A 22404-nucleotide genomic window follows, 5' to 3' on the forward strand; every position below is an offset into this window, starting at 1 on the left:
CTGTACAGTTTTAGATATTGGGCGGGGGGAAGCCAGGAGCCGTCCTTGAACATCCAGACCCCGCGCGAGTTCACCGATCGTCGCCAGCTTGTCAGCGCGCTTCGTGCCTTGAGGCGCGGAGACTTTTCCGTCCGCCTGCCCGAGGACGATCCGGATTTCGATCCGGAAGTCGCCGCCTTGTTCAACGAGGTCGTCTCCCTGAACCAGGAGATGACGCAGGAATTCTCGCGCCTGTCGATGGTGGTCGGCAAGGAAGGCAAGATCACCCAGCGCGGCCGGCTGAAGAATGCGACCGGCGACTGGGACTCCGCCATCCGCTCGGTCAACGAGCTGATCGACGACATGGTGCAGCCGACCGCCGAGGTCAGCCGCGTCATCGGTGCGGTGGCGAAGGGCGACCTGTCGCAGACTATGGCGGTCGAGATCGACGGCCGTCCGCTCCGCGGCGAGTTCCTGCGCATCGGCAAGGTCGTGAACACGATGGTGGAGCAGCTCGCCAGCTTCGCCTCCGAAGTGACGCGCGTGGCGCGCGAAGTGGGCACCGAAGGCAAGCTCGGCGGGCAGGCGCAGGTGCGCGGCGTCGCCGGGACCTGGAAGGACCTGACCGACAACGTCAACGCGATGGCGACCAACCTGACGGCCCAGGTCCGCAACATCGCCGAGGTGACGACCGCGGTGGCATCGGGCGACCTTTCCAAGAAGATCACCGTCGACGTGAAGGGCGAGATCCTCGAGCTGAAGAACACGATCAACGTGATGGTCGACCAGCTCAACTCCTTCGCATCCGAAGTGACGCGCGTCGCCCGCGAAGTCGGCACCGAAGGCAAGCTGGGCGGCCAGGCGCGGGTGGAAGGCGTCGGCGGTACCTGGAAGGATCTGACCGATAATGTGAACCTGATGGCCGACAACCTCACCGGCCAGGTCCGCAACATCGCCGAGGTGACGACGGCGGTGGCGTCCGGCGACTTGTCCAAGAAGATCACCGTCGACGTGAAGGGCGAGATCCTCGAGCTCAAGAACACCATCAACGTCATGGTGGACCAGCTGAACGCGTTCGCTTCGGAAGTGACGCGCGTGGCGCGCGAGGTCGGCACCGAGGGCAAGCTCGGCGGTCAGGCGCAGGTGCCGGGTGTCGGCGGCACGTGGAAGGACCTCACGGACAACGTCAACCTGATGGCGGACAACCTCACCGGCCAGGTCCGCAACATCGCTGAAGTCACCACGGCGGTGGCCTCGGGCGACTTGTCCAAGAAGATCACCGTCGACGTGAAGGGCGAGATCCTCGAACTCAAGAACACCATCAACGTCATGGTGGACCAGCTGAACGGTTTCGCCTCCGAAGTGACCCGCGTGGCGCGAGAGGTCGGTACCGAGGGCAAGCTCGGCGGCCAGGCGCAGGTGCCGGGTGTCGCGGGTACGTGGAAGGATCTGACCGACAACGTGAACCTGATGGCCGCGAACCTGACTGGCCAGGTCCGAAACATCGCCGAAGTGACGACCGCCGTGGCCCGCGGCGACCTGTCGAAGAAGATCACGGTTGAGGTGCGCGGCGAAATCCTCGCGCTGAAAGACACCATCAACGTCATGGTGGACCAGCTGAACGGCTTCGCATCCGAAGTGACGCGCGTGGCCCGCGAAGTGGGCTCGGAGGGCAAGCTCGGCGGTCAGGCGCAGGTGGAAGGCGTCGCGGGCACCTGGAAGGACTTGACCGACAACGTCAACCTGATGGCCGGCAATCTGACCGGCCAGGTGCGAAACATCGCCGAGGTGACGACCGCGGTGGCACGCGGCGACTTGTCGAAGAAGATCACCGTCGACGTGAAGGGCGAAATCCTCGAGCTGAAGAACACCATCAACGTCATGGTCGACCAGCTCAACTCCTTCGCGTCCGAAGTGACGCGCGTGGCGCGCGAAGTGGGTTCCGAGGGCAAGCTCGGCGGCCAGGCACAGGTGCCCGGTGTCGGCGGCACCTGGAAGGACCTGACCGACAATGTGAACGCGATGGCGTCGAACCTGACCGGCCAGGTCCGCAACATCGCCGAGGTGACGACCGCCGTGGCCTTGGGCGATCTGTCCAAGAAAATCACCGTCGACGTGAAGGGCGAGATCCTCGAGCTGAAGAACACCATCAATACGATGGTCGATCAGCTGAACGGCTTCGCCAGCGAAGTGACGCGCGTGGCCCGCGAAGTCGGCACCGAAGGCAAGCTGGGCGGACAGGCGCAGGTGCGCGGCGTCGCCGGCACATGGAAGGACTTGACCGACAACGTCAACCTGATGGCCGACAATCTGACCGGTCAGGTCCGCAACATCGCCGACGTGACCACCGCCGTGGCGCGCGGCGACTTGTCCAAAAAGATCACCGTCGACGTGAAGGGTGAAATTCTCGCGCTCAAGGACACCATCAACGTGATGGTGGATCAGTTGAACTCGTTCGCTTCGGAAGTGACCCGCGTGGCGCGTGAAGTCGGCACCGAGGGTAAGCTGGGCGGCCAGGCCAACGTGCCGGGCGTCGGCGGCACCTGGAAGGATCTGACCGACAACGTCAACCTGATGGCCAACAACCTGACCAATCAGGTGCGCGGCATCGCGGACGTCGTGACCGCCGTGGCGCAGGGTAACCTGAAGCGAAAACTGACGCTCGACGCGAAGGGCGAAATCGCCGCACTCGCTGAAACCATCAACTTCATGATCGAGACGCTGTCGACCTTCGGCGACCAGGTGACCAACATGGCCCGCGAGGTCGGCATCGAAGGACGCCTGGGCGGCCAGGCGCGCGTGCCGGGCGCCGCCGGTCTGTGGCGCGACCTGACCGACAACGTGAACCAGCTCGCCGCCAACCTGACCAACCAGGTGCGCTCGATCGCTGACGTGGCGACCGCCGTGACCAAGGGCGACTTGACCCGCTCCATCGCCGTCGAGGCGTCGGGCGAGATGGCCGCGCTCAAGGACACGATCAACGAGATGATCCGCAACTTAAAGGAGCAGACGCTCAAGAATGCGGAGCAGGATTGGCTCAAGACCAACCTCGCGCGGTTCAGCCGGATGCTGCAGGGCGAGCGCGATCTAACCACGGTTTCCAACCTGATCATGTCGGAGCTCGCACCGCTGGTGAACGCGCAATATGGCGTGTTCTACGTCACCGAGCGCGAGGAGAATGAGACCCGGCTGAAGCTCGCGGCCAGCTATGGGGCCGAGAACAAGGCGGCGCTGAAGGACGAGTTCGAGCTGCGAGAGGGGCTGGTCGGCCAGGCAGCCGCCGACCGCCGGCCCATCGTGCTGAAGGACGTGCCCGCCGACTTCATCCGCATCGGCTCGGGCCTCGGCCACGCCAAGCCGGCGAACGTCGCCGTGCTGCCGGCGCTGTTCGAGGATGACGTGAAGGCGGTGATCGAGCTTGCCTCGTTCGGCGAGTTCAACGAGACGCACCAGAGCTTTCTCGACCAGCTGATGGAATCGGTCGGCATCGTGCTCAACACGATCGCCGCGACCATGCGCACCGAGGGACTGCTCAAGCAGTCGCAGCTGCTGACCCAAGAGCTGCAGGCCCGCCAGACCGAGCTGACCACCAAGCAGGAAGAGTTGCACGCGACCAACGAGGAGCTGCAGGAAAAGGCGCAGCTGCTCGAGAACGAGAAGAAGCAGGTCGAAGCGAAGAATATCGAGATCGAGATGGCGCGCCGCGCCGTCGAAGAGAAGGCCGAGCAGCTCGCCCTCACCTCCAAATACAAATCCGAGTTCCTGGCGAACATGTCGCACGAACTGCGGACGCCGCTCAACTCGCTGCTCATCCTGTCGAAGCTGCTGGCGGACAATCCGCAGGGCAACCTCAACGAGAAGCAGACCGAGTTCGCGCGCACGATCCACTCGGCCGGCTCCGACTTGCTCAGCCTGATCAACGACATCCTCGACCTGTCGAAGATCGAGTCCGGCACCGTGTCGATCGAGGTGGGCGACATGCCAATGTCGACGCTCAAGCAGCACATGGACCGCACCTTCCGTCAGCTGGCGCAGGACAAGGGGCTGCGCTTCGACGTGGACTTCGACACGTCGCTGCCGCTCTCGATCCGCACCGACGAGAAGCGGCTGCAGCAGGTGGTGCTCAACCTGCTGTCCAACGCGTTCAAGTTCACCGCCCAGGGCGGCGTCACGCTGTCGGTGAAGACCGTGAAGCATGGCTGGAGCACCAATCATCCGGTGCTGCGCGGCGCTGATCGGGCGATCGCCATTGCGGTGACCGACACTGGCATCGGCATCCCCGAGGACAAGCAGAAGCTGATCTTCGAGGCGTTCCAGCAGGCCGACGGTACCACCAGCCGCAAATATGGCGGCACCGGCCTGGGCCTCTCGATCAGCCGCGAGATTGCACGGCTGCTCGGCGGCGAGCTGCAGGTCCGGTCCAGGCCCGGCGAAGGCTCGACCTTCACCCTGTTCATCCCGCTCGAAGCCGGCGCGGTCGCGAGCACCGGCGAAGGCACGCCGGCGCGCTATGAAAATAGCGGAGCGGCGGTGCCGACCGCGATCGGCGCGGCCGCCGAAGTGGTCGATGATCGCGAGAATCTCGGCCACGATCCGTTCGTGCTGATCGTCGAGGATGACGTAACCTTCGCGTCCATCCTGCTCGACCTGGCGCGGGAAGCCGGCTTGAAAGGCGTGGTTTCGACCGCGGGTGCGGGCACCCTCGCCCTCGCCCGCAAGCTCCAGCCTGACGCGATCACGCTCGATCTGGGCTTGAGCGACATCGACGGCTTCGTGCTGCTCGACCTGCTGCGCCACGATCCGCAGACGCGGCATTTGCCAATCCATGTCATTTCGGGCGCGTCGGACATCCAGGCTGTGTCGCGCATGGGTGCGTTCAGCATCACCGAGAAGCCGGCGGCCCGCGATGATCTGGTCGACGTCTTCCAGTCCATCCACCAGCACATCCAGCGCGCCGAGCGGCGGGTGCTGATCGTCGGCGGCAGCGCGTCCGACCGTAAGGCGATCGGCGCACTGATCGCCGATCCGCTGGTCGAAGTTGAGACCGCCTCCACCCTCGCGCGGGCGCAGGAGAAATTCGGACCGCAACTGCTCGACCTCGTCGTTGTCGCTGGTGGCGAGACCGCGGCGGCGGCCAAGGAGCTCGGGTCGGTGGTCCCGCTCGCCACGCCGGTGCTGGTGGTCAGCCGCGGGGAGGAAAGCGCGGCAGTGCGCGGAACGATCGCCAAGCTTGCCGACAAGGTCGACGTGCCGGTCGTGCACAGCCTCGAAGGCCTGCCTGCCGCCGTCGGCCCTGCCCTCCGGCGCGCGACGCGCGTCGTGAGACAGTCCGAGCCAGAGACGAGCCGCCAGGTACCGGAGCTTGGCGGCGCCAAGATCCTCATCGTCGATGACGATATCCGCAACATCTTCTCGTTGACGAGCGTGCTCGAAAGCTACGGCGTCGAGGTGCTCCACGCGGAGCGCGGGCGGGACGGGATCCGCATTCTGGAGGAGGTGCCGGGGATCGACATCGCGCTGATCGACATCATGATGCCCGAAATGGACGGTTACGAGACGATGCAGCAGATCCGGCAGCGCCCCGCGCTCGCCGACGTGCCGCTGGTCGCCGTCACGGCCAAGGCGATGAAGGGCGACCGTCAGAAATGCCTCGATGCCGGCGCATCCGACTATATCGCCAAGCCGGTCGACCTCGACCTGCTGCTCGCCCTGTTGCGGGTCTGGATCGATCGGTCGCGCAGCCGTGCTGGGCTGATCGTCGAATCATTCCCGGTCGCAGGCTGACGTGGAAGCGCAGAATACGATTGTGATGGACCTAGTGCCCGACCCCGTCGCGCGGCCGTTGCCCCTTGCTCCAAGCGAAGAGCGCGCCCGCGTGCTGGTCGTCGATGACGACCAGCGCAACCTGCTCGCGATTCGGACCGTACTCGAGGATCTGGCCGATATAGTCGAGGCGCGCTCGGGCGAGGAGGCGCTGCGGCACCTGCTGAAGGACGAGTTCGCGGTCATCCTGCTGGACGTCTATATGCCGGGCATGGACGGCTATGAGGTCGCCCAGATCGTTCGGCGGCGCGAGCAGTCGAAGCGCATCCCGATCGTGTTCCTGTCGGCCGTGAACAAGGAGACGGAACATCTGATCCGCGGCTATTCGATGGGCGCGGTCGATTATGTGTTCAAGCCGGTCGAGCCGGTTGTGCTCCGCTCCAAGGTCGCCGTGTTCGTCGACCTCTACCGCATGCGCCGCGAAATCCAGCGCAAGGCGCGCGAGCAGGAGGAACTGCTCGAAGCCAATCTCAAGACCACCGCCGAACTGATCCGCACCGAGCAGGAGCTTCGCGCCGCGGAACAGCGCCAGGCAGCAATCATCAACTCGCTGCCGATCGTTCTCTATCTGGAGCCCTTCGACCGCGAACCGCGCTGGCCGGCCTTCGTCAGCGGCGACCTGATGGCGATCACCGGCTACAGCTTTGACGACATCGCGGCGAGCCCGACCATCTGGCAGGACCGGCTGCATCCCGAAGATCGGGACCGGGTCCTCGCCGCGCTGACGGAGAGGAGCCGGACCGGCCGCCTGTCGATCGAATATCGCTGGCAGGCGGGCGACGGCAGCTATCGGCATTTCCTCGATCAGGCGGTGCTGCTGCCCGATTCGGACGGCGGCTCCGGCAAGTTCGCCGGCACCTTGCTGGACGTCACCGAGCGCAAGGCCATGGAGATTCAGCTGCTCCAGGCGCAGAAGATGGATGCGATCGGCAAGCTGACCGGCGGCATCGCGCATGACTTCAACAACCTGCTCGCCGCCGTTCTGGGCGGAATCGGCCTGATCGAGCGGCGGATCACGCTCGCCGACGAGCAGAAGAAGATCCTTGGCATGACCCGTCATGCGGCGGAGCAAGGTGCGGAGCTGGTCCGCCGCCTGCTTGCCTTTGCGCGCCGCCAGAAGCTGCAGCCGGCCTCGGTCCCGCTGCAGGAACTCTCGCACCGCTTGGACGATCTGCTCGCCCATACCCTTGGTGGCCTCGTCGAGATACGGTGGGAGGGAATGGACTGGGGCTGGCCGGTCTATGCCGACGATACTCAGCTCGAACTGGCGCTGATGAACCTCGTGATCAACGCCCGTGACGCGATGCCTGGCGGCGGCACGATCACCATCACCGCCGAGAACCGGACAGTTGGAGAAGGTGCATCGGCCGCGCTGCCGGTTGGCCAATATGTGACGCTGACCGTCGTAGATACCGGTGAAGGCATCGCGCCGGCCGTGCTCGAAAAGGTAATGGAGCCGTTCTTCACGACCAAGCCTGCCGGAAAGGGCACGGGCCTTGGCCTGTCGATGGTCTATGGCTTTGCCCGACAATCGGGGGGTGCCGTCGAGATCGAAAGCGAAGTGGGACGGGGCACGCGCGTCAGCCTGTGGCTGCCCCGCGCACCGGAGCAGGCGGCCGCCTTGGCCGGGACCGACATCGAGACCGTCGAACAGAGCACGCGATCGGCCCTCCGCATCCTGCTGGTCGACGATCATGAGGGCGTGCGCGCCATGACTGCCGCGATGCTCGAGGAACTTGGCCATCAGGTTACCTCGATCCGGGACGGCACGGCGGTCGTCAAACGGCTGGAAGACGGCGATGGGAGTTTCGACCTGCTGATCAGCGACTATGCCATGCCGACCATCTCCGGCTCCGAAGTGCTCGTACAGGCGAGGGAGCATGTACCGGACCTCCGAGCTTTGCTGATCACCGGCTATGCGGACCCGGACGAGATCGCCCACCGGCCCGACGACGTCGAAGTGCTCGCCAAGCCCTTCACCATCGACCAGCTCAACGCCGCAATCCGACGCTGCACGCTCGGCCAGAGCTGAGCCAGTCTTACAGACCCAGCGCCTGCAGTTCCTTGCGGAGCTGCTCGCCCCGGAACGGCTTCGCCAGCCGCGGCAGGTCCGGGGAAATGCTGTCCAGGTCGGCATAGCCCGACACGAGCAGGAACGGGGTCCCGGGCCAGCGCGTCCTAATCCGCGCCGCCAGCTCCGATCCCGTCATTCCCGGCATCAGCTGGTCCGACAGGATCGCATCGTACCTGTCGCCCCGATCGAGAAGGGAAAACGCCTCCTGTCCCGAGCTGGCCTCGTGCACGCGGTAGCCGAGATCGACGAGCAGCTCCCGCGTCGTAGCCCGCGCCGCCGCATCGTCATCGACCAGCAGGATCGTTCCGGCACCGTCGGCAAAGGCCTCGCTTGCCACTGGCGACGCGTCGGACTGCCGCGAGGCGCTGGAGACCGGCACGTAAATGTCCACACGCGTGCCGAGCCCCGGCCGGCTCTCGATGAGCATGGCGCCGCCGAGCTGCGACGCAAGGCCGTCGACCATCGACAGGCCGAGCCCAGTGCCCTTGCCAATGCCTTTGGTCGAGAAGAACGGCTCCACCGCCCGCGCCAGCGTATCGGCATCCATGCCGGTGCCGGTATCGGCGACCCCGATGCGGACGTAGCGGCCGGCCCGCAGCCTGCTTGGACGCGCCTCCTCCACTTGGGCTTCAGCCGCCGTGATCGACAGCGTGCCTCCCGCCGGCATCGCATCGCGTGCGTTCACCGCGAGATTGAGGATGGCGAGTTCGAGCTGGTTGGCGTCGCCCTGGGCGAGCGGCAGCTGCGGATCGACGCTGACTCGCAAGTCGATATGCGGTCCGGATGTGCTGCCGATCAGATCGGCCATGCCGTTGATCAGCGCAACCATGTCGACCGGACCGACTTTAAGCGGCTGGCGCCGGGCAAAGGCAAGCAGTCGTTGGACGAGGACCCTCGCCCGTTCCGCGGATTCTAGTCCGGCGGTGACGAGCTTTCGCTGTCGCTCGGTCAAGCCCTCGGCTCGCGACAGCAAATCGAGGCTGCCGACGATCGGCGTCAGCAGATTGTTGAAGTCATGCGCGACCCCGCCCGTGAGCTTCCCCAACGCCTCCAGCTTCTGGGACTCGCGCAGCGCATGCTGGGCAAGCTCCAGATCGCGCTTGCGCTCAACTTCGGCAGTGACGTCGCGCCCGATCACATAAGCTTCCCCTTCGGCAGGCGCTGCCGTCCAGGAAAAATCGCGCCACTCGCCTGCCGCGTTTCGCAGGCGGGCGCTGAAGTCTCCGACCGGCTGCGATGCCGCCGCTCGGATCGGTCCCGCGGCGGCGCGAAGGTCATCAGGATGGACGAAGGTTGCGAAGCTGGTGCCGACCAGCGCCGATGGCTTGTAGCCCAACAGCCGTTCGACGGCGGGGTTGATCGCGCGGATCTCGCCGCCTCTGCCGATCACGACGAACAAGTCGCGGCTGAGCCGCCACATCCGGTCACGCTCCGCGGTCTTTGCCGCCACTTCCTGTTCGAGCCGGTCGTTGAGCTGCTGCAGCTCATCCTGCGCACGACGCCGGCGCGTCACGTCGCGGACGGTTCCGGTCGTGCGAATCGCGCGACCTTCCGCGTTCATCTGGACGCGGCCGCGCGACGCGATCCACCGCACTTCGCCGTCCGGCCGCACGATCCGGTATTCGGTCGCGAAGTCACGGCCCGACTGGATCGACTCGGTCACCGCCCGGCCGACCCATTCGCGGTCGTCCGGATGGATGCTGTTGTAGCGCAGCTCCGGCGTGACCTCCTGGCCGGGCGCCACGCCCATGATCTCGGCGGTGCGATCGGACCAGGCGCCCCGGCCGATCGTCAGGTCCCAATCCCAGGTTCCCATCTCCGCCGCGTCCATGGCGATGTGCAGCCGTTCCTCGCGGTCACGGCGCAAGGCTTCGGAACGGACGCGCTCGACATGGGCCCAGGACCGCTCGGTCACTTCGCGGATCGCTGTCAGTTCATAGTCGCTCCAATAATGCGGCTCCCGATCGTGGATCGCCATCAAAGCCAGCAGCCGGCCGCCGCGCATCAGCGGCATGCAGATGGTCGCCGCAATCCCGATGTCCTGAAACGTCCTGGCCTCGTGCGGTGCGATCTCCTTGAGATTGTCGTTGATGATCAGCGGCCGCCCTGCTCGCAGCTCCTGCACGGCGAGCGTGCCGAAATCGGCCAACTGATAATGACCGACGATCGAGGGAGAGCCCGGCGCGTGCCAATTGCCGCGGATCGTAAAGCCATCCTGGTCCGCGTCCATATCGGCATAGGCGCAGTTCGACAGTCCGAGATGGGCGGCTGTCATCCGCGTGGTGATGGCCAGGATTTCGTCCGCGTCGGACGATGCCGCCGTTTCGCGCCCGAGTGCGTCCAGGAAGGCGAGCAGTCGTTCGCGCGTGCGTAGCTCGGCCTCGGCGCCAGCGCGTTCGACGGCGGACCAGGTGCGTTCCGCAACGTCGCGGATCAGGCCGATATCCTCGGCGTCCCAGCGGCGCGGATCCCGATGATGCAGGTACATGGCGGCAACGAAGCGTCCACCGCGGAGCAGCGACACCGTCGCCGCGGACTGCGTCTGCAGCGCCGCGAACGCGGCGCGCCCTTGCACATCCACGCGCGGATCGACGTTCGTGTCGTGCACTGCCAGCGCCTCGCCCCGGCGGAGGGCTCCGTAAATCTGCTCGCCAAAAGCCGCGAGATCATGGGTGCCGTTGAAATGCTCGACTGATCCGTCAGTCCAGTTGTCGGTTGTAGTGAAATGGCGTTCGTCGGGATCGAGGCGGCCATAGCCGACCCGGCTCACCTGCAGATAGTCGCCCAGTGCCGCTTGAGCGACACGGATGATCGCACTCGGACTCTCAAGGTCGCGGATCTGCTCTTCCAATGACAGCAGAAAGGCGAGGCGACGCCGCGCGCGGACGCCTTCGGTCGTTTCGGTGCAGACGCACAATGCGCCGCCGATCCGCCCGTGGTCGTCACGAACCGGACTATAGGCAAAGGTGAACCAGGCTGCCTCCGGCTCCGGCCGATGCAGGGTTACCGGCAAATTTTCGTAGAGACTTGGCTCGCCTTGGAGTGTCGCCGCGACGACCGGCTCGATCAGTTCGCGGATCTCGGGCCAGACCTCGAAGAACGGTCGGCCCATCGCGTCGGGATGGTGCGGCCCCAGGATCGGCACATAGGCGGCATTATAGAGCAGGACCCGAGTTTCGCCCCACAACACGAACATCGGAAAAGGGGAGGCGGCGATGACGTCGACGAGGTTGGCGAGTGCGCGTGGCCATGTATCCGCCGGCCCGAGGACGGCGCTGCCGATCATGTGACCGGACTCGCGGAGTGGTAGTTGCGCCCGGTCCATCCTCCCTGCCTTCAACGACTTAGCGGAGAATGCAAGCAGCGCCATAAAACAAATGGGCCGCCCCGAAGGGCGGCCCAGTCAAGCCTTGCGGCTCAAGGGAGGAAAGCGTGCCTACGTGACACCAGTTCTTCCTAGATCCCTTATGGTAAATGATGGCTTAACGCACCGCCTGTTGCGCACCGCAAGGCCCCAATCGGCGCGCTTCGAACGCCACTTGAAAAGGTGCCTGATTGGCCAGCCCTTGCGAGTCGATCCGCATCAGCTGCGGCGTTTCGACCTTGATCGTCGTACGGCCATAGCCCGCCCCCGTGCAGGTATAGTGCACGGTCGCGGTCTGGGCGTCGTTGGCAAGCACGAAGCGCGAGCAGGCGGCGCCTGGATGGCGCAGCTGGATCAGCTCATAGGGGTCCTGTACGCAGATACGCTGCGGCTGCGCGCCGCCGTCGAGCGCCCGCAGCTGCCACGCGCCATGTTCGATACGGTTGAAGGCAAGGATGCCGGCATGAGGGCTCGCCGCTGCCGTCAGCGCCGCTCCCCCCACCAGCACGGCACAGATCCACCGCATCCGAACCTCACCACCCATCAACCATCAGCGCCGCGCCGAATAGCCGAAATTGGTTACGACGGCGTTCTATTCAACCGTAGCCAGTTCCGAAAGCGCGATCGGATGACTAATCGAACAAAAGGCGCAATCGACGCGGATCAAACCATGCTCGTCCGCCATGTCGGCCTGCTCCGGTTGCGGAAGGCGCGACAGCACGCCGAGGATATGCTCGCGATTGCACCGGCAGCCACGGCTGAGAGACGCGCCACCCAGCACACGGACTTCCTTCTCGTCATGGAACAGCCGCCAGACCAACGTCTCCATCGGCAGGTCCGGGTCGGTCAGTTCATCGTCCTTGATGGTGCGGCCGAGCGCCTCGACATGCTGCCACTCGGGATGGTCGAGCCGCGTGTGCAGCCGGTCGCGCCCCTCCTCGCCCTCGGGCAGGTGCTGGAGCAGGATACCGCCGGCGATGCAGCGCCCATCGACGTCGTGGCGATGCGCGAGCTGCACCAGGCTGGGGATCTGCTCGGATTGGGAGAAATAGCTTTGCGCCGCTTCGGCGAGCGATGCGCCTTCCAGCGGCACGATGCCTTGGTACCGCTCGCCGCTCACCGCTTGGTCGAAGGTGATTGCCAGATAGCCCTTGCCGAACAGCGCGAACAGCGACGGATCGGACGGCACCATCGCGATCCGATCGGCATCGAACTGGACATAGCCGCGCACCTGGCCGTCCTTATAGTCACAGACGAGCAGGTCGATCGGCCCGCTTTCGGTCTGCGCCTGCAGCGTCATCTGCCCGCTCTCGTCCTTCAGCGTCGCGCCGAGCAAAGCGGTCAGCGCCAGCGCCTCCGCCAGCAGCTTTTCGACAACCGGCGGATAGGCATGGGCGGAAAGGATCTCGTCGAGCACCGGTCCCAGCCGCACCAGGCGGCCGCGCGCATGCTGCTCCAGGATCGCGAACCCGAGGGTCCGGTCCAGCTCAGTTCGTTCCGTCATTGTGGATCAGTCCAAAGCACCAAAGCAAAATCGCTTTTTGTGCATGTAGGCGGTTTTCCGCCTCTTCCCAGATGGCGGACTGATTTCCGTCCAGGATCTCGTCGGTCGCCTCCTCGCCGCGGTGCGCGGGCAGGCAGTGGAGAAAGGTCGCCGCTGGCTTGGCGTGCGTCATCAGCGCGGCGTTGACCTGATAGGGAGTCATCGCAGCGATCTTGTCGGCCGAATTCGGCTGCCCCATCGACACCCAGGTATCGGTGACGACGACGTCGGCATCGGCGGCCGCACGAACCGGATCACGCTCGATCGTCACTCGCGCATTGCTCCTGGCCAGCCGCGCATTGGCCTCGCGCACGAAACTGTCTTCGGGATCATAGCCTTCGGGGCAGCCGATCCCGACCGAGAATTGGAACATCCCTGCGGCTTCGACGATCGAGTGCAGCACATTGTTGCCGTCGCCCAGCCAGGCCCATTTAGAGCCGGGCAGCTGCACACCCTTTTCGATCGCGGTCAGCAGGTCGGCGGCGATCTGGCACGGGTGGGAGCGGTCGGTCAGCCCGTTGATCACCGGCACCGTCGCATGGCGCGCCAGCTCGTCTAGCTTGGCGGGATCGTCGGTGCGGATCATGATCGCATCGACATAGCGGCTGAGCACCCGCGCGGTGTCGGCGATCGTCTCGCCCCGGCCAAGCTGGGTCGTGCCGGAGTCCAAGATGATCGACGAGCCGCCGAGCTGCCGAATGGCCATGTCGAACGACACGCGGGTGCGGGTCGAGCTCTTCTCGAAGATCATCGCCAGCACGCGCCCGTCGAGCGGCCGGTCGGCGTCGACCTTGCCCTTGGGCCAGCCCGCCCGCGCCTGCTTGCGGTCGAGCGCCTCGGCCAGGATCGCGGCCATGCCCTCGGAACCGGCGGAGGAGAGATCGAGGAAGTGACGCATTCAGATCCTCCCCGGCACGGGGAGGGGGACCGCCGCGAAGCGGTGGTGGAGGGGGCCCGAGGACTGGAGCTGGCTACTGGGCCCCCTCCACCAGCCTGCGGCTGGTCCCCCTCCCCGTTCCGGGGAGGATTTATTCGTCATCAAGCCGCCTGCGCCGGCGCATAATCCCGTGCACCCGCGCTCAGCTTTTCGATGCACTCGGCGATGTGGCTCTCGTCGATGACGAGCGGCGGCAGGATGCGGACGACATTGTCCCCGGCGGCGACCGTCAGCAGACCATGCTGGTCACGGAGATGGGCGACAAAGGCGCGGCTGTCCGACTTGAGCTTGATGCCGAGCATCAGGCCGAGGCCGCGCACGCTGTCGAACAGGTGATCGTGATTGGGGATCATCTGTTCGAGCGCCTGGCGCAGGCGGTCGCCCATCTGCTGAACATGTTCCAGAAAGCCCGGCTCCAGCACCACGTCGAGCACAGCCTGGCCGGCGGCCATGGCGAGCGGATTGCCGCCATAGGTCGAGCCATGGGTGCCGATCACCATGCCACGCGCCGCCTTTTCGGTGGCAAGGCACGCGCCCATCGGGAAACCGCCGCCGATGCCCTTTGCCGAAGCGAGGATGTCGGGCTCGATCCCATAATGTTCATAAGCGTAGAGCGTGCCGGTGCGCGCAACGCCGCATTGCACTTCGTCCAACACCAGCATTAGATCGCGTTCGTCGCAAATGCGGCGCAGACCCTGCATAAAGGCCTGGCTTGCCGGACGGATGCCGCCCTCGCCTTGCACGGGCTCGACGAGGAAGCCGGCTGTAGAGTCATCGACCGCCGCTTTGGCCGCTTCCAGATTGTCGAACTCGACGACCTTGAAGCCCGGCAGCAGTGGCTCGAAGCCGGAGCGGAGCTTCTCCTGATCGGTCGCGCTGATCGTGCCGATGGTGCGGCCATGAAACGCATTCTTGAACGTGATCAGCGTCGTCTTGTGGGTGTCGCCGCCGGCGAAATGATAGCGGCGCGCAGTCTTGATCGCGCACTCGACGGCTTCCGCGCCCGAGTTGGTGAAAAACACCGTGTCGGCGAAACTGTTGTCGACCAGCCGCTGCGCGAGTGCCTCGCCTTGCGGGCTGCCGTAGAGGTTCGACACGTGCATCAGCGTCGCGGCCTGGTCGGCGATCGCCTTGGTCAGGTGCGGGTGACCGTGGCCGAGCAGGTTGACGGCGATGCCGCTGGCGAAATCGAGATAACGCTCGCCGCGCTCGCCGATCAGATACACGCCCTCGCCGCGCACCGGCCGTACCCCGCACCGGGGATAGACGGGCATCAGAGGGGTGATCGCCATTGTGCAGCTCCTGCAAGGTCAAAAGCAAAAAGGCGACCGTATCGGCCGCCTGACTGCGCCGGGTATAAGGGAGCGGCGGAGCCGAAACAACCCCGCTATGCCGCCAGCCGAACCACCCTTCCGTCGGCATTGGGGTCGGGCGGCTGCAAGGCGGGTTGAGTCAGGAAACCGATCTCCCCCCCTTCGCGGCGATAGGCGCCGGGCGTGATTCCGGTCACGCGCTTGAACGCCTTGGCAAAAGCGCTTTCATTCTCATAGCCGACCTTGATCGCGATCTCCGCGATCGAGCGCTCGCCTTTGCGGAGCAGCGCGCCGGCGCGGAACATGCGCCAGCGGGTCACATAATCGAGGGGGCTCAAGCCCACGCTATCGCGGAATCGCGCGGCGAAGGCCGAGCGTGACATGCCGGCCTCCCGCGCAAGGTCCTCGACCGTCCAGCCATGCTCGACCCTAGCGTGGATCGCCTTGAACGCGCGCGACAGGCGTGGATCGACCAGCGCGCCGATCCAGCCGGCGGCTTCGACGCCGCTGGAAGCGGCATGAGCCCGGATCGCCTGGATGAACAGGATATCGGCCAGACGGCTGACGACGATGCCGGTGCCAAGGCTCTGCCGCGCAGTCTCGACGGCGAGCAGTTGCAGGGTTGACTGCATCAACTCAGACCGCTCCTCGTCCATGCGGGTCAGGATCAGCTCCGGCATGAGGTCGATGAGCGGACGGGCGCCATGCCGGTCGAACAGGAACCAGCCCGTGACCACCGTCACCGGATCACCACCGCCGCCCAGCCGCACGACATGGTTGGAGTGCTCCCGCAGTGCCTTGTAGCAATATTCGGTCGGCGTCTGCAGCTCGTCCTGCAGTGAATATTGCGCACCGCCGACGATCATCCAGCAATCGCCTGAGGAAACCCGCACCGGCTCCCGCCCCTTGACGGTCAGCCAGCTCTGGCCGCGCACAACATAGCCAAAACGCGCCGCCGCACCCTGGACGAAGGTCACGCCCCACGGCGCCGTCCCCTCAATGCGGGCATAAAGGCTGTTGTGCACGCGCATCGAGCCGAACACGTCGTCGATAGGGTCCACTCCGCTCCTCCGTAGACGATGAGAATAGAGTGTCTTGTTTCTATCCTGCTATCGTCCAGCTGTCGACGGGATGTTTGGACAAATAGAAAGGGGCTCCGGATCGCTCCGGAGCCCCTGACACTTAGTGCTACAAGTGTCGCTTAGCGCCAGCGACGATCATCGTCCCGGCGCTCGAAGCGGACCCGGTCCTCCAGCATGCTGACGCGGCGCTGCAGGTCCTGCGCTTCCCAGCCGTTCAGCCCGTCAGTCGCATAATAGCGCTGGGCGACGCGCCAGAGCTGGCCCAGATCGTAGCGCAACCGGCTTGCCTCGCGCTGGTTTATCGTGCCGTTCTGCACGCCGCGGCTGATCTGAAAGTTGATGCGATCGAGCTGCCGGCCCAAGCGGCCGTTGCGTTCGAAGCGCTCGCCATAGCCGCGATCGCTACGACCATAGCGGTCGCCACGGTCGTAGCGATCGTCGTAACGGCCATTGTCGTAGCGGTCACGGCCATAATATTGCGCCGAAGCCGGAGCGGCCGCGACGAGCACGGACGAGGCAAGCGCAAGCGACACAATCAGCTTCTTCATGGCATTCACTCCCAACAATCGAGTGATGCACCTCTAGGCGATTCGCGCTGGAACAAGGCTGAACGCATTCGTTATCGTTGGTTAAGCCAGCACCTCGCTCAGAAAGCCTGCCATGCTGTCGTTCGCGCGGCGGTGGGCGTCTGCGTTGTAGAGGACGCGGCCCGGTACGGCGGCTTCCGGATTGGTGAAGCCGTGCACAGTATGGCCATAGGCGTGGAGCTGCCAGTCGGCGCCCGCATCCGTCAGTTCGCGCGTCAGCCCGAGCACGTCCTCAGGCGTCGCCAGCGGATCGTCCCAGCCGTGCAGCACCAGCACCTTCGCCTTGATCGGCGGCTGCTCCCCAAGATCGGGCCGCGAGAAGATGCCGTGCAGCGAGACGGCGCCCCGGATCGCGTCGATGCCGGTGCGGGCGAGGTCGAGCGCGCACAGCCCGCCGAAGCAATAGCCGATGATGGCGATCCGCGCTGCGTCGACGCCATCCAGCCCTTGCACGAAGGCGAAGCCGTCGAGGAGTTGACGGCGCAGCCGGGCGCGGTCGGCCAGCAGCGCGTTCATCTCCGCGAATGCAGCCTCGCCGAGGTCACGCTTGTCGCGGCCATAATGGTCGAGCACGACCGCCACATAGCCTTGGCTCGCGAGGCTGTCGGCCTTCGCCTCCTCGAACGCGGTCGGGCCGCGCACCGTCGGGGCGATCAGCACGGCCGGGTGCGGCCCCTGTCCCGTGGGCCGCGCGACATAGGCCTCGCAGGCGAGGGTGCCGGCCGCGTAGCCGATCTTCACGCCTTGATCTTCCAGCCCGAGCGCAACAACGCGTAGCAGGTCGCGCCCATCGCAATGTCGATCGCGAGCACCACGATCGCACCGATCAGCACCGGGGAGTCGGCATCGCCCAGGAACCCGTAGCGAAAGCCCGAGATGATGTAGAAGAACGGGTTCATATGGCTGATCGCGCGGAAGACCGGGGACAGCGCCTCGACCGAATAGAAGGTGCCGGACAGCAGCGACAGCGGCGCCACCACGAAGTTGGTGACCGCCGCTGCATGGTCGAATTTCTCCGCCCAGATCGAGGTCATCACGCCCATGAAGGCGAGGAAGAGCGCGCCGAGCACGCCGAACCAGGCGATCGCCCAGAAATGCCGCGGCACGACATGCACTCCGGGCCAGAGCAGCATTGCCAGCCACACGGCGCAGCCGACCAGAATGGCCCGCGTTACTGCCGCGCCCGTCAGTGCCGCCAGTAGCTCGCCATTCGACAAAGGCGGCATCAGATAGTCGACGATCGTGCCCTGGATCTTGCCGACGAGCAGCGAGAAGCTGGAGTTCGCGAACGCGTTCTGCAGCATGCCCATCACGATCAGGCCGGGCGCGATGAAGTCGGCGAATGGATGGCCGAGCACCGTTCGACCGCTGCGGCCCAGTGCGACCGTGAAAATAACCAGAAACAACATGGTCGTGATCGCCGGCGCCCAGATGGTCTGCAGCTGGACCTTGAAGAACCGCCGCACCTCCTTCACATAAAGGGCGCGCAACCCGGGCCAGTTGACATTGGTGATCGATGCCACGCCCGGCGCGAGGCGAACTCCGGATTGGGACTGGTCGGCCATTGGCGCTTCGCCTATCGGCTGGCGGCGGCGCCTGCAAGCGGACTGGACGAAGGATAGCAATGGCCTGGACTGACGAACGCATCGAACAGCTGAAATCGATGTGGGAAAAGGGAATGACCGCCAGCCAGATCGCGGATGAGCTGGGCGGCGTCAGCCGCAACGCCGTGATCGGCAAGGCGCATCGCCTGGGCCTGCAGGCGCGGCCGTCTCCCGTTCGCGACGCCAAGGAAGAAGGCGGATCGCCCATTCCCGCCGCACCCGTTCCTGCGCCGGAACCGCGTGCGGAAGCGCCGCGACCAGCGCCCGTCCGCGCGGCGCCGCCCGAGCGGCCCGCCGCGACCCCCGTAACCGCTGCAGCGGGCGATGCTCCGCCGCCTCAGCCCCAGATCCGCTCGATCGGTCCTGGCGGCTTCCTCCGCCAGGCACCCGGCGAGCAGTCCGCGCCGATTCCGCCCGCGCCGCCGCGCCGCCTCGTTCCGGCGAAGCCCAGCCCCGAGATCGCCGACAAGACATCGCTGCTCGATTTGAACGATCGCATCTGCAAATGGCCGCTCGGTCACCCCGGCGAGCCGGACTTTCATTTCTGCGGCGAGGCGGTGAACCCCGGCTTCCCCTATTGCGTGCAGCATTGCGGCCAGGCCTATCAGGCGCAGCTGCCGCGGCGTGACCGGCGGCCTCCGCCCCCGCTGCCCTTCGGCGGGCCGCGCGTTCGCTGAACTTCGGCGCTCTTCCCAATCCCCGTCCGCCTTGTCACAGTGGCGAAAAGGGATGGAGAAAGAGCGACATGACGGATGAAAATGGTGGCGTGAGCCGGCGCGCCCTGGTGCAGGGCGCGGCGATCGGATCGATGGCGCTGGCCGGCCGGCCTGCGCTTGCCGCCGCTGCGTCCGATCTCGCCGCGGTGCGCAAGGCAATCCGCGACGATCATGACGCGAGCCTTGCTCGTCTGCGCGAGTGGATCGCGCTGCCGACCATCGCCGCGGAAAGCCGCAACATCGAAGAGGGCTGCGCGCATATGATGCGGCTCGCGCGCGAAGCCGGCTTCCAGCAGGTCGAGCGCGTGCCGAGCGACGGCCTCCCCGGCGTCTTCGCGACGATGGACAATGGCGCGAGGAAGACGCTCGGCCTCTATTTCATGTACGACGTAAAGCAGTTCGACCCGGCCGAGTGGAGCTCGCCTCCGCTCGAAGGGCGGCTGGTCGACCGGCCGAAGCTCGGCAAGGTGCTGGTCGGCCGCGGCGCGGTCAACCAGAAGGGGCCGGAAGCGATGGTGCTGTCCGCCCTCGCCGGCTTCCGCAAGTCCGGGCGCAAGCTGCCCGTAAATCTCGTGCTGGTCTGCGAAGGTGAAGAGGAGATCGGCTCGCCGCACTTCACGCAGATCGTGCGCAGCCCGAAGGTGCTGGCGGCGCTCAAGAAATGCTCCGGCGTCGTGATCCCGTCCGCGTGGCAGGACCCGGTCGATGGCGGCGTCGACGTCAACCTCGGTGCCAAAGGCGTCATCGAGCTGGAACTGGTCTCGTCCGGCAAGGCCTGGGGCCGCGGGCCGGAAAAGGATCTGCATTCCAGCATGAAGGCGGTCGTCGACAGTCCGGCTTGGCGGTTGGTCGCGGCGCTCTCCACCCTCGTCTCGCCCGATGGCAACACCCCGGCGATCGACGGCTGGTTCGACAATGTCCGCCCGCTGACCCCGCGCGAAAAGGCGCTGATCGCCGACGCCGCCGCCAAGCGAAACCAGCAGAGCGAGATGGCGCAGATGGGCCTGAAGCATTTCGTCGGCGACCTGTCCTGGCGGGAGACGCTGGAGCGGCTCGCGGCGATGCCGACGGTCAACATCGAAGGGCTGGTGGCAGGCTATACCGGACCGGGCGGCAAGACGATCCTGCCGGCGCGTGCTACCGCCAAGATCGACATGCGCCTCGTCCCGAACCAGACGCGCGAGGAGTGCATCGCCAAGCTGAAGGCGCATCTGTTGAAGCGCGGCTATGGCGACATCGAAGTGAATGTCTCGGGCGGCTACGACCCGACCGAGACAGCCGAGGACTCGCCGCTGATCAAGGCGGAGCTCGCCACCTATCAACGCGCCGGCGTCACCACCTCCATTTCGCCCCGGCTGGCGGGATCATGGCCGGGCTATGTCTTCACCTCCGCGCCGGTCTCGCTGCCGGCAGGCCAATTCGGTTTCGGGCATGGCAATGGCGCGCACGCGCCCGACGAATATCTGCTGATCGAGAGCAGCAATCCGAAGGTCATGGGGTTCGACGATGCCGCCGGCGGCTTCGCCGACTTCCTCTACCAGGTGGCGGCGACAGCCTAGGCCGCTCGTACGTTCGGCAGGTCGGGGCTGGCCAGAAAGCGGCGCAAGCGCGGCTCGAAGGCAGTCCAGCCGGGCTCGTCCCCCAGCAGCACATGGTTCTCGCTGTCGATCGGCATCAGTTCCGCGCCACGGATGCCGGCAGCCACGTCTTCGGCGCAGGCAAAGGGGATGATGCGATCGCCGCGGCTATGCGCGACCAGGGTCGGCGCCTCGATCAACGCCAGGCGGTCGCGCAGATCGATGGCGCGGAACACGTCCTGCAGGGCCTCGTCCAAGCTCATGATCGCCCCCAGCCGATCGTTGCACCAGTCGATCATCTCGCCGCGTGCGCCCGGCCAATACAAGGCGCCGAGCATGCGGCCGAACACCGTGCGGTCGCCGTCGCGATAGATGCGCCCCATTTCCAGCAGCGACTCGCGCCGCCGGATCTCGTCCACACCGCCGCGAACCGCGAAGCCCGCAGCATAGCCGCCATAGATGACGAGCCGGCGCACGCGGTGCGGTTGCCTGGCCGCATAGGCGATCGCCACGAGCGCGGCGTGCGACACGCCGAGCAAATCGAAGCTCTCGTCGCCGCACGCATCCGCAACCGCCTCAAAATCTTCCAGCAAGGCGTCGAAAGTCCAGCGCGTCGGGTGGGGCTCCGACCCGCCGAGACCGCGCAGATCGGAGCGGATCAGCCTTCGGCCATCGGCGGCGGCATGCGTCCAGTGCGCCCATGCGGCCGATCCGCGATCCTTGGCGATATGGTGAAACCAGATTGCCGGCTGCAGCACGGGCGCGCCGGTTCCCAGCATCGCATAAGCGATGCGGGTACCGTCCGCCGAAAGGCAGTCGGCGAACCCCTCTTGCGGCGAGCTCCCTTGCTGCGCCGCCTTGGCCTGACGCCGGCGCCAGCTCGCCGGCGGCTCCCCGAACTCGCGGCGAAAGGCGCGAACAAACGCGGCTTCCGAGCTGAACCCGACCTCGAAAGCCACGACACCACTGGTTTGCCGGCCGTCGCGCAGCATGTTGGCGGCGATCTTCATCCGCCATTTGGCATGGTAGCGCGCCGGCGGGTCGCCCACGAGCGCGGTGAAGCGCTCCGCAAATGCCGAGCGGGACATGCCGACTTCCCGCGCCAGGCTGTTGACGTCGAGCGGCTCGGCGAAGCGCTCATGGATGAGGCGCAGCGCGCGGCCGATCGCGGGGTCACGCAGGCCCGCGATCCAGCTGCTGTCCTCGTCCGGAAGCTCCGCGACATAGCGCCGCACCGCTTCGGTGAAGAGCAGCTCGGTCATCCGCGCCACCGTCTCCGGCTCTCCAGCGAGAGCGCCGGAGGCCAGCTGCAACGAACTCGCCGTCCATTGCTGGCGCTCGCCCTCCTCTACATGCACTTTCATCAGCGGCGGCAGGTTCTGGATCAGTGCCGGCTCGGCGGCGGTGGAGCCGAGATAGCCGCAATACATCTTCAGCCGCGTGCCCTCGCCCTGCTGCCGCACGCGCACCCGCCCGCTCGCATCGTCGACTGTGACGTCCTCCATCGGCTGCGGCGTGAGGCCCGGCTCGCTGAACAGCAGATGCTTGTCGTTGCGCGGCAGCAGGACCAGGTCGCCGCCACGGGCAAGCACCGGTGCCTCCTCGCCAATCTGCACCCACACCTGGCCCTCGGCCACATAATGATAGGCGATCAGCTGCGCCGGCACGGGGAAGAAGCGCGCGCAGTCTTCAGGGCCGTAATGCGAATAAAGGCACCAGGGCGCGACCAGCTCGACGTCGAAAACGACGGCACCCGACAGGCGCATCGACGACAAAATGTCCTGAACCAGGTCCATGCGCACTCC

14 protein-coding genes are annotated in these 22404 nt (G+C 65.9%); 4 read left to right on the plus strand and 10 right to left on the minus strand.

Translation table 11 applies throughout. The features are described from left to right. The first annotated feature begins 45 nt into the window (after window positions 1-45). Together HJG53_RS02900 and HJG53_RS02905 are read left to right on the plus strand one after the other, a co-directional pair. Window positions 46-5763, plus strand: a complete 5718-nt coding sequence (locus HJG53_RS02900; protein ID WP_254447481.1) for a HAMP domain-containing protein — start codon at window positions 46-48, stop codon at window positions 5761-5763. A gap of 25 nt (window positions 5764-5788) precedes the next feature. Further along, complete coding sequence (locus HJG53_RS02905; protein ID WP_171128150.1) at window positions 5789-7834, plus strand: response regulator; 2046 nt, start codon at window positions 5789-5791, stop codon at window positions 7832-7834. Between the two features lie 7 nt (window positions 7835-7841). Here the strand turns inward: HJG53_RS02905 and HJG53_RS02910 are convergent, their stop codons facing one another. The 9 genes from HJG53_RS02910 to HJG53_RS02950 form a co-directional block, all read right to left on the minus strand. Continuing rightward, window positions 7842-11162 carry a PAS domain-containing protein gene (locus HJG53_RS02910; protein ID WP_217352570.1) on the minus strand — a complete coding sequence of 1107 codons (3321 nt, stop codon included), beginning with the start codon at window positions 11160-11162 and terminating at the stop codon, window positions 7842-7844. 196 nt (window positions 11163-11358) lie between these two features. Next, window positions 11359-11766, minus strand: coding sequence for a hypothetical protein (locus HJG53_RS02915; protein WP_171127661.1), 408 nt, complete (start codon window positions 11764-11766; stop codon window positions 11359-11361). 66 nt (window positions 11767-11832) lie between these two features. Next, complete coding sequence (locus tag HJG53_RS02920; protein ID WP_171127662.1) at window positions 11833-12744, minus strand: Hsp33 family molecular chaperone HslO; 912 nt, start codon at window positions 12742-12744, stop codon at window positions 11833-11835. Next, window positions 12728-13681, minus strand: coding sequence for an ornithine carbamoyltransferase (gene argF / locus HJG53_RS02925; RefSeq protein ID WP_171127663.1), 954 nt, complete (start codon window positions 13679-13681; stop codon window positions 12728-12730). Before argF ends, HJG53_RS02920 begins: the two co-directional genes overlap by 17 nt. A 140-nt stretch (window positions 13682-13821) precedes the next feature. After that, window positions 13822-15012 (minus strand): aspartate aminotransferase family protein, encoded by a 1191-nt coding sequence (locus HJG53_RS02930; RefSeq protein WP_171127664.1) that lies wholly within the window; start codon window positions 15010-15012, stop codon window positions 13822-13824. 95 nt (window positions 15013-15107) lie between these two features. Next, window positions 15108-16094, minus strand: coding sequence for an AraC family transcriptional regulator (locus tag HJG53_RS19040; RefSeq protein WP_171127665.1), 987 nt, complete (start codon window positions 16092-16094; stop codon window positions 15108-15110). A 140-nt stretch (window positions 16095-16234) separates the two neighbouring features. Next, complete coding sequence (locus tag HJG53_RS02940) at window positions 16235-16663, minus strand: hypothetical protein (protein WP_171127666.1); 429 nt, start codon at window positions 16661-16663, stop codon at window positions 16235-16237. A gap of 81 nt (window positions 16664-16744) precedes the next feature. Further along, entirely contained in the window at window positions 16745-17443 is a 699-nt protein-coding gene (locus HJG53_RS02945; protein ID WP_171127667.1) for a dienelactone hydrolase family protein, read from the minus strand. Continuing rightward, window positions 17440-18267: an ABC transporter permease gene (locus HJG53_RS02950; RefSeq protein ID WP_171127668.1), complete on the minus strand. Its 828-nt coding sequence runs from the start codon at window positions 18265-18267 to the stop codon at window positions 17440-17442. Before HJG53_RS02950 ends, HJG53_RS02945 begins: the two co-directional genes overlap by 4 nt. A gap of 59 nt (window positions 18268-18326) precedes the next feature. Between HJG53_RS02950 and HJG53_RS02955 the strand changes: the two genes are divergently transcribed. Beyond that, the gene (locus tag HJG53_RS02955) at window positions 18327-18983 is read left to right on the plus strand and encodes a GcrA family cell cycle regulator (RefSeq protein WP_171127669.1); all 657 of its coding nucleotides are present in this window, start codon (window positions 18327-18329) and stop codon (window positions 18981-18983) included. Window positions 18984-19051: 68 nt separating this feature from the next. After that, the gene (locus HJG53_RS02960; RefSeq protein ID WP_171127670.1) at window positions 19052-20581 is read left to right on the plus strand and encodes a M20/M25/M40 family metallo-hydrolase; all 1530 of its coding nucleotides are present in this window, start codon (window positions 19052-19054) and stop codon (window positions 20579-20581) included. On the opposite strand, the gene HJG53_RS02965 is transcribed toward HJG53_RS02960, so the two are convergent. Then, window positions 20578-22395 (minus strand): alpha/beta fold hydrolase, encoded by a 1818-nt coding sequence (locus HJG53_RS02965; protein WP_171127671.1) that lies wholly within the window; start codon window positions 22393-22395, stop codon window positions 20578-20580. The two genes, HJG53_RS02960 and HJG53_RS02965, sit on opposite strands and share 4 nt — an antisense overlap. Between the last annotated feature and the right edge of the window lie 9 nt (window positions 22396-22404).

The organism is Sphingomonas sp. ID1715 (assembly GCF_013044515.1).
Lineage (GTDB): Bacteria > Pseudomonadota > Alphaproteobacteria > Sphingomonadales > Sphingomonadaceae > Sphingomonas_B.